Raw genomic sequence first — 12,428 nt, 5'->3', positions numbered from 1 at the left:
AAAAAAACTCCCTTCACCCAAGGTGAAGAGAGTATCCTAATTTCTATCTCTTGTTATAAAGAAGCAATACATACTTTATTCCTTCCCGTATTCTTGGCCTCGTAAAGAGCCTGGTCCGCTCTGTCGAACAGCTCCTCTGGAGGGAAGAGAGGGTAGGTCGCCCCGCCGACCGAAATACTGCAAGAAATGGAGGTTCCATCCGGCAGGACAAAAGAATGTCCCTCCACATTAACACGCAGCTTTTCTGCCACATGTCCTATTTTATCAGGCCCACACTCCACGATGATCACGAATTCCTCTCCGCCTTTGCGGGCTATTTGATCTCCAGGTCTGAACGAATCGTGAAGAATCTCGGCCAATTGCTTAAGTACACAATCACCAGCCGGATGTCCATATGTATCATTCACCTTTTTAAAGTGATCAATATCGGCTACAAGCAGTGAGAAAGGCCGCTGTTCTCTAAAGCCCCGCTTGGCTCTTTCCTGAAACAGGGCATCAAAACTGCGCGAATTGTGAAGTCCGGTCAGAAAATCCAGGCTTGCCGCTTCCTTCATCATTCTCAGCAGATGATCCGACCTACTCATATAATTCATCATAAAATAAGTCAGCATTCCGCCCGCCAGGTAGATCACAGCGTACTTCATCATCGTTTCCAAATAATAATCCTGCAGCGTAAGCAGAAAAACCACTTGGATACAGGCAAGCGATACTCCGAGTGCAATGCTCCATGTCCGCAGCTTCAGCTTGCCTTGCGGGATAATAAACAGGGAAGCGATGTATGTAGCAACAATGCCGGCAGCAGCAAGGATTGACTCATAGCTAAGTCCGTGGAGGAAGATCAGACGGTAAATTCCGGCGATCGCGGTCGTCCAAAGTCCCCCATACCAGCCTCCAAGACACACGGATACGAGAATGGCAACCAGCCGGAAATCAGCAAAAACACTGGGCGTTACCGGAAAGGTATAGTGCATTAATAATATCCCGAACAATCCCAGCAAAATCCCCTCTATAGAATGTCTTGCCTTAGAATACAGCGGCAGCCGAACTATAAAGGTTGAGCGAAGCATATTTCCAAAAAATATAAAGGAAGTCATCAGTGTAAAGTTGTTAATTAATTTCTCTATCATGTAAACCTCTCTAGCATGCAAGAACTATAAAGACTAGAATAACACAATCTCCCCGGCTAAGCGAGAAATGTCTAAAAATTGAGTTAATAATAAAAAGGCCAAGATCATGTGAGCTGATCTTAGCCTTTGAGCTAATTCTAAGGGGTTTATTCATTAGGGGTTAGCAAGCTTTGGAGGCGCGCCTGCTTTGGAATGCGTAAATTCAGCCGGTGGATTCAGCTCCGGATCCTGTCCGGCTGCTGCTGGCTTCTCTACATATTCAAACTGTCCCAATCCGTCCATGGTTGGTCCGGCTGCCCATCTTCCCTCCCGGCTCTGTGTACCTTCAGAGAAGTTTAGGAATTGGCGCGTTGCTTCTTCCACCGCCCGTTCCCGCGGGAATGAAGCTGGCACTATAACACCGTCCATCTGTTCAATTTCCTCAATCGCTGCAAGCCATTGGTTCTGGTGCATGATATCACGTGCAATCATAAAGGACAGCATCTCACGGACTCCAGGATCAGTGGTCTGTTCATACAGCCGGACAACCTGTAGGAGCCCTTGCGACTCCGCATTCAGATTGGCACGGAAATCTGCGAGCAGATTACCGCTGGCTACAATATAACGGCTGTTCCAAGGATAGCCATTGCTGTCCGTAGGCGTCGCTCCCAAGCCTGATACTATCGCATGCTGCGGATTCATACCGCCAAGCACAGCTCCAATCACAGGATCCTTCGCCGCCTCCTCCTGCTGGTCCGCCGGAGCACCGTCCAGCAGCTGGGCGATCATCGTACTGAGCATTTCCACATGGCCGATCTCCTCTGTTCCAATATCCAGCAGCATGTCGCGATACTTCCGTTCCGCACGGCAGTTCCAGCCCTGGAAGAGATACTGCATCATGACTGACATTTCGCCGTACTGCCCCCCTAATACCTCCTGCAACTTCTTGGCATATATCGGGTCGGGCTTCTCAGGCCTTGCTTTGAACTGTAATTCCTTCACGTGAAAAAACATCGTATTCCTCCTCTGCTAGCTTGAATATTTAGGCTTGGCTTGCATACTGTAATTACCCTGGCCTTGTATAAATAATCAGCTTAGTCGCAGAAATTTCACATGAACCCACCTCCTGAGGTATGATAGAAGTAACAAACAAACCTATTATGAAAGAAAGGAAGAACACAACAACATGAAGCAATTGAAAGCCTACGGGGCGGGTATTCTATCGCTCCTGCTAGTCCTGGTGCTTGTCTCCGGCTGCGGGAACAATAACACCAGCTCTAAGAACGCCCAGAACAACAAGAGCGCCTCGGAGGGCTCAAATCAAGCGAAGAATAATTCTGCCGTATCTGATCCTTCTAAAGCATCGGACAACACCTCGGATGCCGAGCCTGTCCGCTCCGAGAAAGATCCTATCGTTACGATTGAAATGGAGAACGGCAAGACGATAAAGGTCGAGCTATATCCTGATGTTGCCCCGAATACGGTGAACAACTTTATCAGTCTGGTCAAGAAGGGCTTCTATGACGGCCTGACCTTCCATCGTGTAGTGCCAGGATTCATGATCCAGGGGGGCGATCCTGACGGAAATGGCGGGGGCGGACCAGGCTACTCGATCCCGGGTGAATTCACAACGAATGGCTTCAAGAATGATCTGTCTCATACCCGCGGAGTGATCTCTATGGCCAGAGCCCAGGATCCGAACTCTGCAGGTTCCCAGTTCTTCATTATGGTCGCTGATGCGGATTCTCTAAATGGACAGTATGCTGCTTTCGGTAAAGTCGTTGAAGGTATGAAGACCGTAGACGAGATCGTCAGTGTTCCGACAAATGGAGAGCTAGCCAAAAATCCTCCGGTCATGAAAAAGGTCACGGTTGACACCAAAGGCACAGAGTACAAGGAACCTACTAAAACAGAATCAAAATAAGACAAGCCAAGGCAGACGGGGTAATCCTATAGTCTGCCTTTTCTCATACTTTGGTTCTAAATGTCTTCTCAAGGTTGATATCCCTAATCTTCCCCTTTATAATTCTAGTAAAATGCTGGAATTATTTACTTAATCAGAGGGAGAAAGCAATGTTTGGACGACTGTTTAAGACTAGCGAACCTACCCCAGGCTCTCTGCTTGTTACAACTTGGCATGAAGGGTTAGCCGAAATCGCGGGCATATATATAGGAAGCCACAAGGTGGTTACCATCCTGGAAAGCGGAGGACTTCAGGAAATTCCCCTTAATCAATTCACTGAAATACATACAGCCAAAATCCGCAGCGAACTATACATCTGTTCTGAATCTTCCACACGCAGGGCTGTCTCTTTTCCCCAAGCCATAACGAGAGCACAATCCTTGCTGGAAGGCAGGTTCGGCTACCGGATCGTGCTTATGAATTCCCATCAGCTGTGCTCAGGTTGTATAACCGGCAACTTCGATAACGAGGATCACACTCTGCAGCTGCTCACCGCCCAAGTGGAAGAGACGATTGGCAAGAAAGTAGAGTGGCGCAAGAAAGACCTCTAATGTTATTTCACCCTTAAAAACAAAAAAAACAGCCCCCGAAAGGGCTGCTATGCCATCTATAGTTAATGCTTCCTCTTCTCCGCTACATCATCCGTGGCTTGCTGGTAGCGCTTGGTCTGGGAAGCGTGCATGAAAGCGCCTATACAGTAAATAAATACACTGGCCACAATACATCCGATTCCGCCCATCAAATACATGTTATCATCATTAAAATCCGAAAGTCTGACAAGACAGAGGATAATACCCACGATAAGCACAATCCATGAAGCGATTGTCAGCACTGTAGCAAACCAATGGCCGTTCCTGTCCCTCTCGCCCTTCTTATCCTTGAAAGGATATACCTTAGCCGCCATCCTTATCACTCCCTTAACGATTATAAAGGTGCTAACCTGCCTGAATTCATGAATAGCCTCGTACTGTATACTAACCTCATCTTCTCAAATTTAAACATTTCCCCAAAGCAATGTCGGACGTAAAAAAGGCGGCCCGCACTAGAGTGCAGACCGCCTTTTAACAGCTTCTAAAAAACTAATTTTAACTCAGTATCCTACTTTGTTGTATTCCATGATCCAAATCGATCCCGCTACTACCGTAACCAGAATGACTACGCCAAGTACCAGTCCCATGACGTTCCAGCGAGGCTTCTCCGTCTCGCGGAGATGCATGAAGAAGAACAGCTGAACGAACAATTGCAGGACTGCAGCAGCCATAATGACCACAAATGCAGCCGTACGGTTCATCAAGTCATTCAGTACGATAACGAGTGGAATGATGGTTAGAATGATGGATAGCACAAATCCAATGACATAGGATTTCAGCGAACCATGTGATTCATGACCGTGATCATGAGAACCGGACTCTGTATTATGCTGTGCCATATTACATCACCCCCATCAAGTAGACAACCGTAAGCAGGAAGATCCAGATGACGTCAAGAAAGTGCCAGTACAAGCTGATTACTGTGATCTTGCCGCGGGTTGTGTCTGTAATTCCCCGACGACCAATCTGAATCATCAGTCCGATCATCCACAGAAGACCCAGAGAAACGTGAAGACCGTGAGTCCCCACCAGTGTGAAGAATGCCGATGTGAACGCGCTTGTTGTATAAGCGGCTCCTTCGTGCACCATTTCAACAAACTCGGAAATTTCAAGACCAATAAACGCGGCGCCCAGAATAGCTGTGACGATCAGCCAGCCAATCAGTTGCTTCTTCTGGTTGCGGTTCATCGCTAGAACCGCCAAACCGCTGGTAAAGCTGGATGTCAGGAGGATAAACGTCTCTGCGATAACTCCTGGCATATTGAACAATTCTTCCCCGGTAGGCCCACCTGCCGTGCTGTTGCGCAGCACGATAAAGGTCGCGAACAGGACGGAGAAGAGAATAACGTCTGAAATCAGGAAGAACCAGAAGCCAAGTACCTTGAGTTCATTCGGGTCGTGATGACCGTGATCATGGCCGGCACCGTGATTCCCTTTATTTACAGCCGATTGTGCCATTATACGGACCCCCTTATTGCAGCTTCCGTGCGTTTAATTTCATCTACAGGAATGTAGTAATCCGTATTATAAGAGAACGAACGCGCCAGCATGCAGAGCAGAACGCCAATCATACCTGGAACGTAGAACCACCACCAGCCGAACACAAAGCCGAAGCCTGCGACAAACCAGAAGAGCGACATGATGATCGGAATCGCCGAGTTCTTCGGCATATGGATTGGCTCCAGCTGCGGCTGCGGTGCCTCTGGAATTCCCTTCGCACGGCGCTGTTTGGTCTCCCACCAGTCATCCACATCATGAACATGAGGAATAACGGCGAAGTTATACTCAGGTGCCGGGGATGGTGTAGACCATTCCAGCGTGCGTGCATCCCAGATGTCTCCAGTAACGTCTTTTTGATGCTTGAAGATGCTGGTTGCAATTTGGACCACTTGGAAAATAAAGCCCAAGCCCATCAGGAACGCACCGATCGTAGAGATCAGGTTCAGCGGTCCCCAGCCCGTATCCCAAGAGTACTCGCTGATACGGCGAGTCATACCCGCAAGACCAAGAGCATATTGCGGCATGAAGCAAACATAGAAACCGATGTTCCAGAACCAGAATGCCCATTTACCCCAGTAATCGTTAAGCTTGAAGCCAAACATTTTAGGCCACCAGTAGTACATACCAGCAAAGTATCCGAAGACAACCCCGCCAATCAGCACTTGGTGGAAGTGAGCAATCAAGAAGTAACTGTTGTGGAACTGGAAGTCAGCAGGTGCTACAGCCAGCAGCACCCCGGTCATCCCCCCGACAACGAAGCAAGGAATGAACGCGATTGTCCACATCATCGGCAGCTCAAATTTGATCCGGCCACGGTACATCGTGAACAGCCAGTTAAAGATCTTAACACCTGTCGGTATGGCAATCAGCATTGTCGTGATTGCAAAGAACACATTGATGTCCGCCCCTGATCCCATCGTAAAGAAGTGATGGAGCCAAGTGAAGAATGAGAGCACGCTGATGACCAGCATCGCGAATACCATAGATTTGTAACCAAAGATCCGTTTGCGTGAGAAAGTCGCCACGACTTCGGAGAAAATACCGAAAGCCGGCAGAACGACAATATATACCTCAGGGTGACCCCACATCCAAAACAAGTTGATATACATCATCGGGTTACCGCCAAGGTCGAGCGTGAAGAAATGCGCGCCGCCAAAACGGTCCAGGAACAGCAAGGCCAGCGTCATCGTCAGAATCGGGAACGCCAGGATGATAATGATACAAGTTGCAAATACTGACCAAGAGAACATTGGCATTTTCATCAATGTCATTCCTGGTGCACGCATCTTGATCAGGGTCACCATGAAGTTAATCCCTGTCGCGAGCGAGCCGATACCGGAAATCTGTATGCCCCAAATATAGAAGTTCTGCCCGACACCCGGATTATGCATCAGTCCGGATAGTGGCGGATAACTGGTCCAGCCTGCGTCCGGCGAACCGCCGATCACGAAGGACATATTGAAGAGCATCGCTCCTGCGAAGAACAACCAGAAGCTAAGTGCATTCAGGAACGGGAAGGCTACATCCCGTGCACCGATTTGCAGCGGAACAATAATATTGAAAAGTCCGAACATCAGCGGCATCGCCATGAAGAGGATCATAATCGTGCCGTGGGTCGTAAATACTTGATTATAGTGTTCAGGTTCAAGGAATTTAATATCCGGCAGCGCAATTTGCGTCCGCATCATAATGGCGTCTACACCGCCGCGGAACAGCATAAGCAGCGATGCCAGAATGTACATAATGCCGATTTTTTTGTGGTCAACCGTAGTCAGCCAGTTTTTCCAGAGCCATCCCCATTTTTTGAAATAGGTCAGCACCCCGACAATTGCGATGACCGACAGCGTAATGGCTACGTCTGCGCCGTAAATTAACGGGTCGCCCGTAACAAAGAACCATGACGCGAAGTCTTTAATCGTATCCAGCATGGGGTTACTCCTTTCCTCTTATCAATGTCCTGCGTGGGATGTGGATGCATCGGATTCATGGCTCATATCCATCCCTGACATGTCCATGTCCATATCTTGATCTTCTGTGGAAGAGCCTTTGGCAGAACCGCCGCCATGATGATGCCCTTCACCTTCAACTACATATTTGAACGCAATCTTGTTGTAGATGCCTTCAGGGAAGGAGGAGTATTCTTCCTCACCCATCACGCCTGGTTTAGCCAGCGTATTGTAGCCGTCTGCTGTCAAAGTCTTGTCAGTCTTCTGCTTCACACTGTCTACCCAAGCATCATAATCCTTTTGAGTCTTGGCATGCACATCAAAGCGCATCTTGGTGAACTGCTCGCCAGTAAAGTTAGCACCGGACCCGAAGTAAGTGCCGACTTCATCGGCCTTCAAATACAGGGTCATCGACATGCCATTCATTGCATAAATCTGTCCGCCGAGCTGCGGAATCCAGAAGGAGTTCATCGGCGAATCCGCCGTGATCTCAAAACGGATCGGAACATCCTTAGGAATCGTCAAGGTGTTCACCGTTGCAATTCCCTCTTCCGGATACAGGAACAGCCATTTCCAGTTCAGAGATACAACCTGAACCGTTACCGGCTTCTGCTCCGGATCAAGCGGTTTGGAAGGCTCAAGCGCATATGTGTACTTGGCCGTAACAATACCGAGCACCAAAATAATAACAATCGGTACTCCCCACCAAATGGTCTCCAGCTTCGTGCTGTGATGCCAGTTCGGATCATAAGCAGCCTTACGCTTAGGCTTATCGCGGTAGCGCCATACGATGACTGCAGTCAGAATAAGCACCGGCACGATCACAATGCTGCACAGCAGTGTTGAAATGATGATGAGGTCCTTCTGCTTCTCACCAATCGGCCCCTTCGGATCAAGAACCAGGTAATCCACAGTGAAGAACGTACCCCAGATCAGCACGCCGAGGGTCAGCACGGTGATAACCACAGCGATCAGCGTTCGAAGCGATCTTGGTTTTTTATCCATCTTTTCCTCTCTCCCTTATTAAGCCTTGATAACAGCCTGTTAACGCCTTACATTGTACAGACGTTCCTACAATGCATTAACCATTAACCTTACCTTCTAAAGATAGCAGAAAACAAAGCGTTTGATATGTTTGTTAACAAAATTGTCGATATTTATTTTGCTTTTAGTGATTTTTTTCCCAAACTATCTTTGTTTTGAAATAATCGATTCAAATTTTTTACTATTCTATACCAATCTTTCATTATTTACACACTATGAAATAGACTGAACCTCTACTTAATTTTCTTAGGGCATGGTATTGAATTTTAGGCTTAGACAGTCATCTTTGGCATGATATAATAACAATCGTGCTTCTACGCATCAGAAGCATGCCAACTCGTGTAGAAAGTAGATGAACCTCCATGCTATTGCAGATCTTACTTGACATCATTTTGCCCATCTTTGTGCTGATTGGGTTCGGAGCGCTAATGCAGCGTGCCTTTCGGCTCGATCTCTACACCCTGGCAAAAATAAACTTCTACTATATTACCCCGGCGGCTGTATTTATGAGTATGTATCAAGCGGAAATGTCGCCGTCACTGCTTGGAACGGTCGCCCTGTTCTATGCCGTGTATGTGTTCATTCTTTATTTAATCAGCGCGGCGGTCAGCAAGCCTCTGGGATTCAAACGAGGTATGAAGGCCGCCTTCACGAACAGCTTGATTCTGGACAATTCAGGAAACTATGGACTTCCTATTAATGATCTTGTATTTAAAGGAGACCCGCTTGCCGCTTCAGTACAGGCACTGATCATGTCCTTTCAAAGCCTGCTAACCTTCACCTATGGAACGATTTCGGTGCAAAGCGCCAAGGCGGAAGGATTCGGCAAGCAGGCCCTGATTGGCTTCCTCAAGATGCCTGTGCCTTACTGTCTGGTGCTGGGACTCGTTCTTCACGCTCTAAACGTGCCGCTGCCGGAATTCGTATCCAAGCCTCTGCTGTATATCGATCACTCGCTAGTTGCAGTTGCTTTGCTTACGCTGGGGGCACAGATCGTCAAATACCCGCTGCAGCTAACCCGGCTTGAAGTCTACTACAGTGTGCTTATTCGGCTGCTCATCGCGCCGGCAATCGGGCTTTGCCTTGTTCTGCTGCTGGGGCTGAAGGGTATTCCTGCTCAAGCTCTGCTGATCGCTTCGGGAATGCCTACAGGTGTGAATACATCCATCCTTGCCGAGGAATATAACAATGAACCTGATTTTGCAGCCCAGACCGTCCTGGTCTCCACCCTGCTGAATATAGTAACGATTACGGGCCTGATTACTTTGGCCAAGCATTTTGCTTAAAGATCTCTCGCGCTTTGAGCGCAGAATCAACTATCCGATTATCCGGACAATGCTGATGATGGCTTGGCTGTCCTGAAGGAGTGCACCTGAAGTTGGATAAAGAACTTACCCTAAGTTTTGATGAATTGATCGGAATCTGTCTTCTGGCGGGCAAGATTATGCTGCAAAGCGGAGCGGAGACTTATCGAGTAGAGGATACAATGTCCCGGATTGCCGCCTCCGTGGGGCTGCCAGTCTCCCACAGCTACGTAACTCCGACGGGGATTATTTTTCAGTCTGGGGATGCGGGGTCGGCCCGGATGATACGGATTGCAGAGCGGACAACGGACCTGGAGAAGGTGGCCGCAGTGAACGCGATCTCCAGGCAGCTTGGAGAGGGCAAGCTGTCGGCGGCCAAAGCCTCCGCGCTGCTTCAGGAGATTGATACCGCCCGGCACGCCTATTCAGTGCCGCTGCAAATTGCTGCGGCTTCCATAGCCAGCGGGTGCTTTGCCATTATGTTCAAGGGAAGCTGGGCTGACTTTGCCCCGGCTCTAATCAGCGGAGGAATCGGCTTTGCAGCGGTCATCCTGCTTCAGCATCTCGTCAGAATCAAGTTCTTCGCCGAATTCTCAGCCTCTTTCCTCGTCGGGCTGCTCTCCTATTTGCTCGTACAGGCAGGCATCGGTCAGGAGCTTGATAAGATCATTATTGGCTCCGTGATGCCGCTGGTGCCCGGCCTGCTCATTACCAACGCCGTGAGGGATCTGATGGCCGGACACCTGGTATCCGGGCTGTCCCGAGGCGCTGAAGCCTTTCTAACCGCCTTTGCGATTGGGGCGGGCATTGCCGTAGTATTTACATTTTTCTAGACAAGGCGGGAAGTCTAATGATTGCACAATTGGTTACCAGCTTTATCGCATCTGCGGCCTTCGGCATTATCTTCAATGCGCCCAGACGCGCGCTTCTGCAGTGCGGCCTAACGGGCATGCTGGGCTGGATCGTCTACTATATCCTGGACCCTCGCCTTGATACAGTGCTCTCTACAGTAGCCGCCACACTGCTGATCGGGGTGGTCAGCCAGCTGTCAGCCAAGGTCTACCGAATGCCTGTCATTATCTTCAGCGTTGCAGGCATCATTCCGCTGGTTCCCGGCGGTCTGGCCTATGATGCGATGCGGAAGTTCGTCGAGAACGACTACAATGCTGCCGTACAACTCGCTGCCCAGGCCTTCCTTATCTCCGGCTCCATTGCGATCGGACTTGTCCTCTCCGAGGTGCTGAACCAAGCCTTCCGCAGGCGTAAGAATTAAGCGTTACAGTTCGTCCGTTCGTCATAACTGCAATATCCCAGGTAAGCGCAGGCAGCACAAGGAAAGAAGCTGCGGTAGACCACAGAATAACGCGGGAGACCAGCTGCGGGGCTGCCCCGAATTCTTCAGCCATAATCAGCGCATTCCGCCGCCGGCATGGATGACAAGACGAGAATCACCGCAAACAGCGTTCCGTGTACATTCAGCATAAGAAGAAGCAGCCAAGCTGCGACCGGGGACAGCAGAAGCCGGATCAACATCCCTGACACGAACGCCCGCTTGGCACTGCCGGCCCTTCCTTCCTTCGCTCCCCCTGCCATTTGCATTCCCAAAAATCCCAAGCGCAACCGGAGCATAGGCGGCAGACATCATGTCGAGGCCTTCTGCAATTCCTTCAGGCACCTTAACCTCAAACACTCTTGCGAGCACCGCGAGCACAGCCGCATATACGGCGGGTTGTCCTAGCACCTGCTTGACGGCCATCGCCATCGTAAAATGCGACCGGGCTGCAAAGTAAATCCCCAATGTGTTGCCAAGAATCATCTGCAATATAACATAGACTGATGCCTTGTCCAGCCCAAGCTGCCCGAAGGCCAGCAGGACGAGCGGTAGACCATAATTCACGCTGTTCGTAAAAATGGAGACCAGTGTAAGCCCCGCTCTCTCCTCCTGGCTGAGCTTAAGCCAGCGGCCAGCGGCCAGCTGCGACGGCAATCCCCCACATCACCACCAAATTGCACAAGCAGAAGAGCACGGTCTGCATGACATCCTCCGCCTCGATGCGCGCTTTGAGCAATGTCTCGAAAATAAGCGCAGGACTGAGCACATAGAGCGATAGAGCGGAAAGTGGCCGATTATCCACATTCTTGAACCTCTTAAGGAGAGCTCCGCCAACTACCGGCAGCGAGATGGGCAGAAATACTTTGTAGATCGTTAGCAAAAAGGAATACAGCATTACAGTGGCTCTCCCCTCATGAAGGATGTCTGATTAAATCCTAGCATTCATACGATGGATCTACTGCCTACTATACAGTTAACCGTGATAGCTTTCCGCCGCTTTTTAAGTCAATACAGAATCTTCTATAAAATACTAACAGAAGAATGCTAACTGAATGTTAACGTACAAAAGTATAGTTACTTGACTTTTTATCGGTTTAGATATAAACTGAGTTCATCAAGGTTATTTCAACAACGTTAATCTCAGACTATTTGAAAAATGGCAGGAGGTAGCATCGGTGAACCAGGAGCAAGATCATTCTGAAGCAGCCCTTTCCCACTCGGATGTTCGGCTGGGGACTCTGATTTGGTTCCGCCTTTCGCGCTTTTATAACCAAAGCATCCGCCGTACAAGCCAGCATCTGAAGCAGTGGGAGCTATCCGCCGCTCAGTTTGATGCTTTGAACCAAATTGGCGCGAATAAGCGCCTTACACAGCAAGAGCTGGCTGACAAGCTGCTCGTGACTAAGGGGAATATCACCCAGCTGCTAAGCCGCATGGAGGAACTGGGCTGGGTGCGCCGCGATCAGGAGTGGAAGACGAAATATGTCTCACTCACCCCGCAAGGTCAAGAGCTATTGGCATCATGTGCCCCGCAGCAGGAGCAGCTCCAGGCGGAGCAATTCAGCGCACTGAGCCGTGAGGAGAAGAAGCAGCTGTTAGCTCTGTTAAGGAAGATACAATAGAAATTAGTAAGCAGACGTCA

The 12,428-nt window shown here is 49.3% G+C and carries 15 protein-coding genes; 6 read left to right on the top strand and 9 right to left on the bottom strand.

The window, feature by feature from the left end:
• Window positions 1-53: 53 nt before the first annotated feature.
• Both DCC85_RS04705 and DCC85_RS04700 read right to left on the bottom strand, forming a co-directional pair.
• Complete coding sequence (locus DCC85_RS04705) at window positions 54-1,127, bottom strand: GGDEF domain-containing protein (RefSeq protein ID WP_108464537.1); 1,074 nt, start codon at window positions 1,125-1,127, stop codon at window positions 54-56.
• A 153-nt stretch (window positions 1,128-1,280) separates the two neighbouring features.
• Entirely contained in the window at window positions 1,281-2,120 is an 840-nt protein-coding gene (locus tag DCC85_RS04700) for a manganese catalase (protein ID WP_108464536.1), read from the bottom strand.
• A gap of 172 nt (window positions 2,121-2,292) precedes the next feature.
• Here DCC85_RS04700 and DCC85_RS04695 point away from each other — a divergent pair, with 172 nt between their 5' ends.
• Both DCC85_RS04695 and DCC85_RS04690 read left to right on the top strand, forming a co-directional pair.
• A complete protein-coding gene (locus DCC85_RS04695) occupies window positions 2,293-3,030 on the top strand; it encodes a peptidylprolyl isomerase (protein ID WP_108464535.1) in 738 nt (245 codons plus the stop codon).
• 149 nt (window positions 3,031-3,179) lie between these two features.
• Entirely contained in the window at window positions 3,180-3,620 is a 441-nt protein-coding gene (locus tag DCC85_RS04690; RefSeq protein WP_108464534.1) for a hypothetical protein, read from the top strand.
• Window positions 3,621-3,682: 62 nt separating this feature from the next.
• On the opposite strand, the gene DCC85_RS04685 is transcribed toward DCC85_RS04690, so the two are convergent.
• The 5 genes from DCC85_RS04685 to cyoA all read right to left on the bottom strand — a co-directional run bounded on the left by DCC85_RS04685 (window position 3,683) and on the right by cyoA (window position 8,110).
• Window positions 3,683-3,973, bottom strand: a complete 291-nt coding sequence (locus DCC85_RS04685; RefSeq protein ID WP_108464533.1) for a hypothetical protein — start codon at window positions 3,971-3,973, stop codon at window positions 3,683-3,685.
• Window positions 3,974-4,159: 186 nt separating this feature from the next.
• Window positions 4,160-4,498: a cytochrome o ubiquinol oxidase subunit IV gene (gene cyoD, locus DCC85_RS04680; RefSeq protein WP_108464532.1), complete on the bottom strand. Its 339-nt coding sequence runs from the start codon at window positions 4,496-4,498 to the stop codon at window positions 4,160-4,162.
• A gap of 1 nt (window position 4,499) precedes the next feature.
• The gene (gene cyoC, locus DCC85_RS04675) at window positions 4,500-5,117 is read right to left on the bottom strand and encodes a cytochrome o ubiquinol oxidase subunit III (RefSeq protein WP_108464531.1); all 618 of its coding nucleotides are present in this window, start codon (window positions 5,115-5,117) and stop codon (window positions 4,500-4,502) included.
• Window positions 5,117-7,087, bottom strand: a complete 1,971-nt coding sequence (locus DCC85_RS04670) for a cbb3-type cytochrome c oxidase subunit I (protein ID WP_108464530.1) — start codon at window positions 7,085-7,087, stop codon at window positions 5,117-5,119. The genes cyoC and DCC85_RS04670 overlap by 1 nt, the downstream gene beginning before the upstream one ends.
• Window positions 7,088-7,108: 21 nt before the next feature.
• Window positions 7,109-8,110: a ubiquinol oxidase subunit II gene (gene cyoA / locus DCC85_RS04665; RefSeq protein ID WP_108464529.1), complete on the bottom strand. Its 1,002-nt coding sequence runs from the start codon at window positions 8,108-8,110 to the stop codon at window positions 7,109-7,111.
• Window positions 8,111-8,511: 401 nt separating this feature from the next.
• Here cyoA and DCC85_RS04660 point away from each other — a divergent pair, with 401 nt between their 5' ends.
• From DCC85_RS04660 to DCC85_RS04650, 3 genes are all read left to right on the top strand, one after another.
• Complete coding sequence (locus tag DCC85_RS04660; RefSeq protein ID WP_108464528.1) at window positions 8,512-9,435, top strand: AEC family transporter; 924 nt, start codon at window positions 8,512-8,514, stop codon at window positions 9,433-9,435.
• A gap of 158 nt (window positions 9,436-9,593) precedes the next feature.
• Window positions 9,594-10,286, top strand: coding sequence for a threonine/serine exporter family protein (locus DCC85_RS04655; RefSeq protein WP_234414447.1), 693 nt, complete (start codon window positions 9,594-9,596; stop codon window positions 10,284-10,286).
• 17 nt (window positions 10,287-10,303) lie between these two features.
• Complete coding sequence (locus tag DCC85_RS04650; RefSeq protein WP_108464526.1) at window positions 10,304-10,726, top strand: threonine/serine exporter family protein; 423 nt, start codon at window positions 10,304-10,306, stop codon at window positions 10,724-10,726.
• Between the two features lie 125 nt (window positions 10,727-10,851).
• Here DCC85_RS04650 and DCC85_RS23695 read toward each other — a convergent pair whose 3' ends face one another.
• On the bottom strand, window positions 10,852-11,046 hold the full coding sequence (locus tag DCC85_RS23695) for a hypothetical protein (RefSeq protein WP_442789533.1): 195 nt from the start codon (window positions 11,044-11,046) through the stop codon (window positions 10,852-10,854).
• 359 nt (window positions 11,047-11,405) lie between these two features.
• A complete protein-coding gene (locus tag DCC85_RS23690; RefSeq protein WP_442789520.1) occupies window positions 11,406-11,681 on the bottom strand; it encodes an AEC family transporter in 276 nt (91 codons plus the stop codon).
• A gap of 280 nt (window positions 11,682-11,961) precedes the next feature.
• Here DCC85_RS23690 and DCC85_RS04640 point away from each other — a divergent pair, with 280 nt between their 5' ends.
• The gene (locus tag DCC85_RS04640; protein ID WP_108464525.1) at window positions 11,962-12,408 is read left to right on the top strand and encodes a MarR family winged helix-turn-helix transcriptional regulator; all 447 of its coding nucleotides are present in this window, start codon (window positions 11,962-11,964) and stop codon (window positions 12,406-12,408) included.
• Window positions 12,409-12,428: the final 20 nt, after the last annotated feature.

It is taken from the genome of Paenibacillus sp. CAA11 (genome assembly GCF_003060825.1).
In the GTDB taxonomy this organism is placed as follows: domain Bacteria; phylum Bacillota; class Bacilli; order Paenibacillales; family Paenibacillaceae; genus Fontibacillus.
The sequence above is the reverse complement of the archived record's forward strand: the minus strand, read 5'-3'. Positions and strand labels throughout refer to the sequence as shown.

Excerpts from the sequence above, each read along its gene's own strand:
- DCC85_RS04670 (WP_108464530.1), bottom strand. The coding sequence starts at position 7,087 with ATGCTGGATACGATTAAAGACTTCGCGTCATGGTTCTTTGTTACGGGC.
- cyoA (WP_108464529.1), bottom strand. The coding sequence starts at position 8,110 with ATGGATAAAAAACCAAGATCGCTTCGAACGCTGATCGCTGTGGTTATC.
- DCC85_RS23690 (WP_442789520.1), bottom strand. The coding sequence starts at position 11,681 with ATGCTGTATTCCTTTTTGCTAACGATCTACAAAGTATTTCTGCCCATC.
- DCC85_RS23695 (WP_442789533.1), bottom strand. The coding sequence starts at position 11,046 with ATGGCAGGGGGAGCGAAGGAAGGAAGGGCCGGCAGTGCCAAGCGGGCG.
- DCC85_RS04660 (WP_108464528.1), top strand. The coding sequence starts at position 8,512 with ATGCTATTGCAGATCTTACTTGACATCATTTTGCCCATCTTTGTGCTG.
- DCC85_RS04690 (WP_108464534.1), top strand. The coding sequence starts at position 3,180 with ATGTTTGGACGACTGTTTAAGACTAGCGAACCTACCCCAGGCTCTCTG.
- cyoD (WP_108464532.1), bottom strand. The coding sequence starts at position 4,498 with ATGGCACAGCATAATACAGAGTCCGGTTCTCATGATCACGGTCATGAA.
- cyoC (WP_108464531.1), bottom strand. The coding sequence starts at position 5,117 with ATGGCACAATCGGCTGTAAATAAAGGGAATCACGGTGCCGGCCATGAT.
- DCC85_RS04700 (WP_108464536.1), bottom strand. The coding sequence starts at position 2,120 with ATGTTTTTTCACGTGAAGGAATTACAGTTCAAAGCAAGGCCTGAGAAG.
- DCC85_RS04650 (WP_108464526.1), top strand. The coding sequence starts at position 10,304 with ATGATTGCACAATTGGTTACCAGCTTTATCGCATCTGCGGCCTTCGGC.
- DCC85_RS04685 (WP_108464533.1), bottom strand. The coding sequence starts at position 3,973 with ATGGCGGCTAAGGTATATCCTTTCAAGGATAAGAAGGGCGAGAGGGAC.
- DCC85_RS04655 (WP_234414447.1), top strand. The coding sequence starts at position 9,594 with ATGCTGCAAAGCGGAGCGGAGACTTATCGAGTAGAGGATACAATGTCC.
- DCC85_RS04695 (WP_108464535.1), top strand. The coding sequence starts at position 2,293 with ATGAAGCAATTGAAAGCCTACGGGGCGGGTATTCTATCGCTCCTGCTA.
- DCC85_RS04705 (WP_108464537.1), bottom strand. The coding sequence starts at position 1,127 with ATGATAGAGAAATTAATTAACAACTTTACACTGATGACTTCCTTTATA.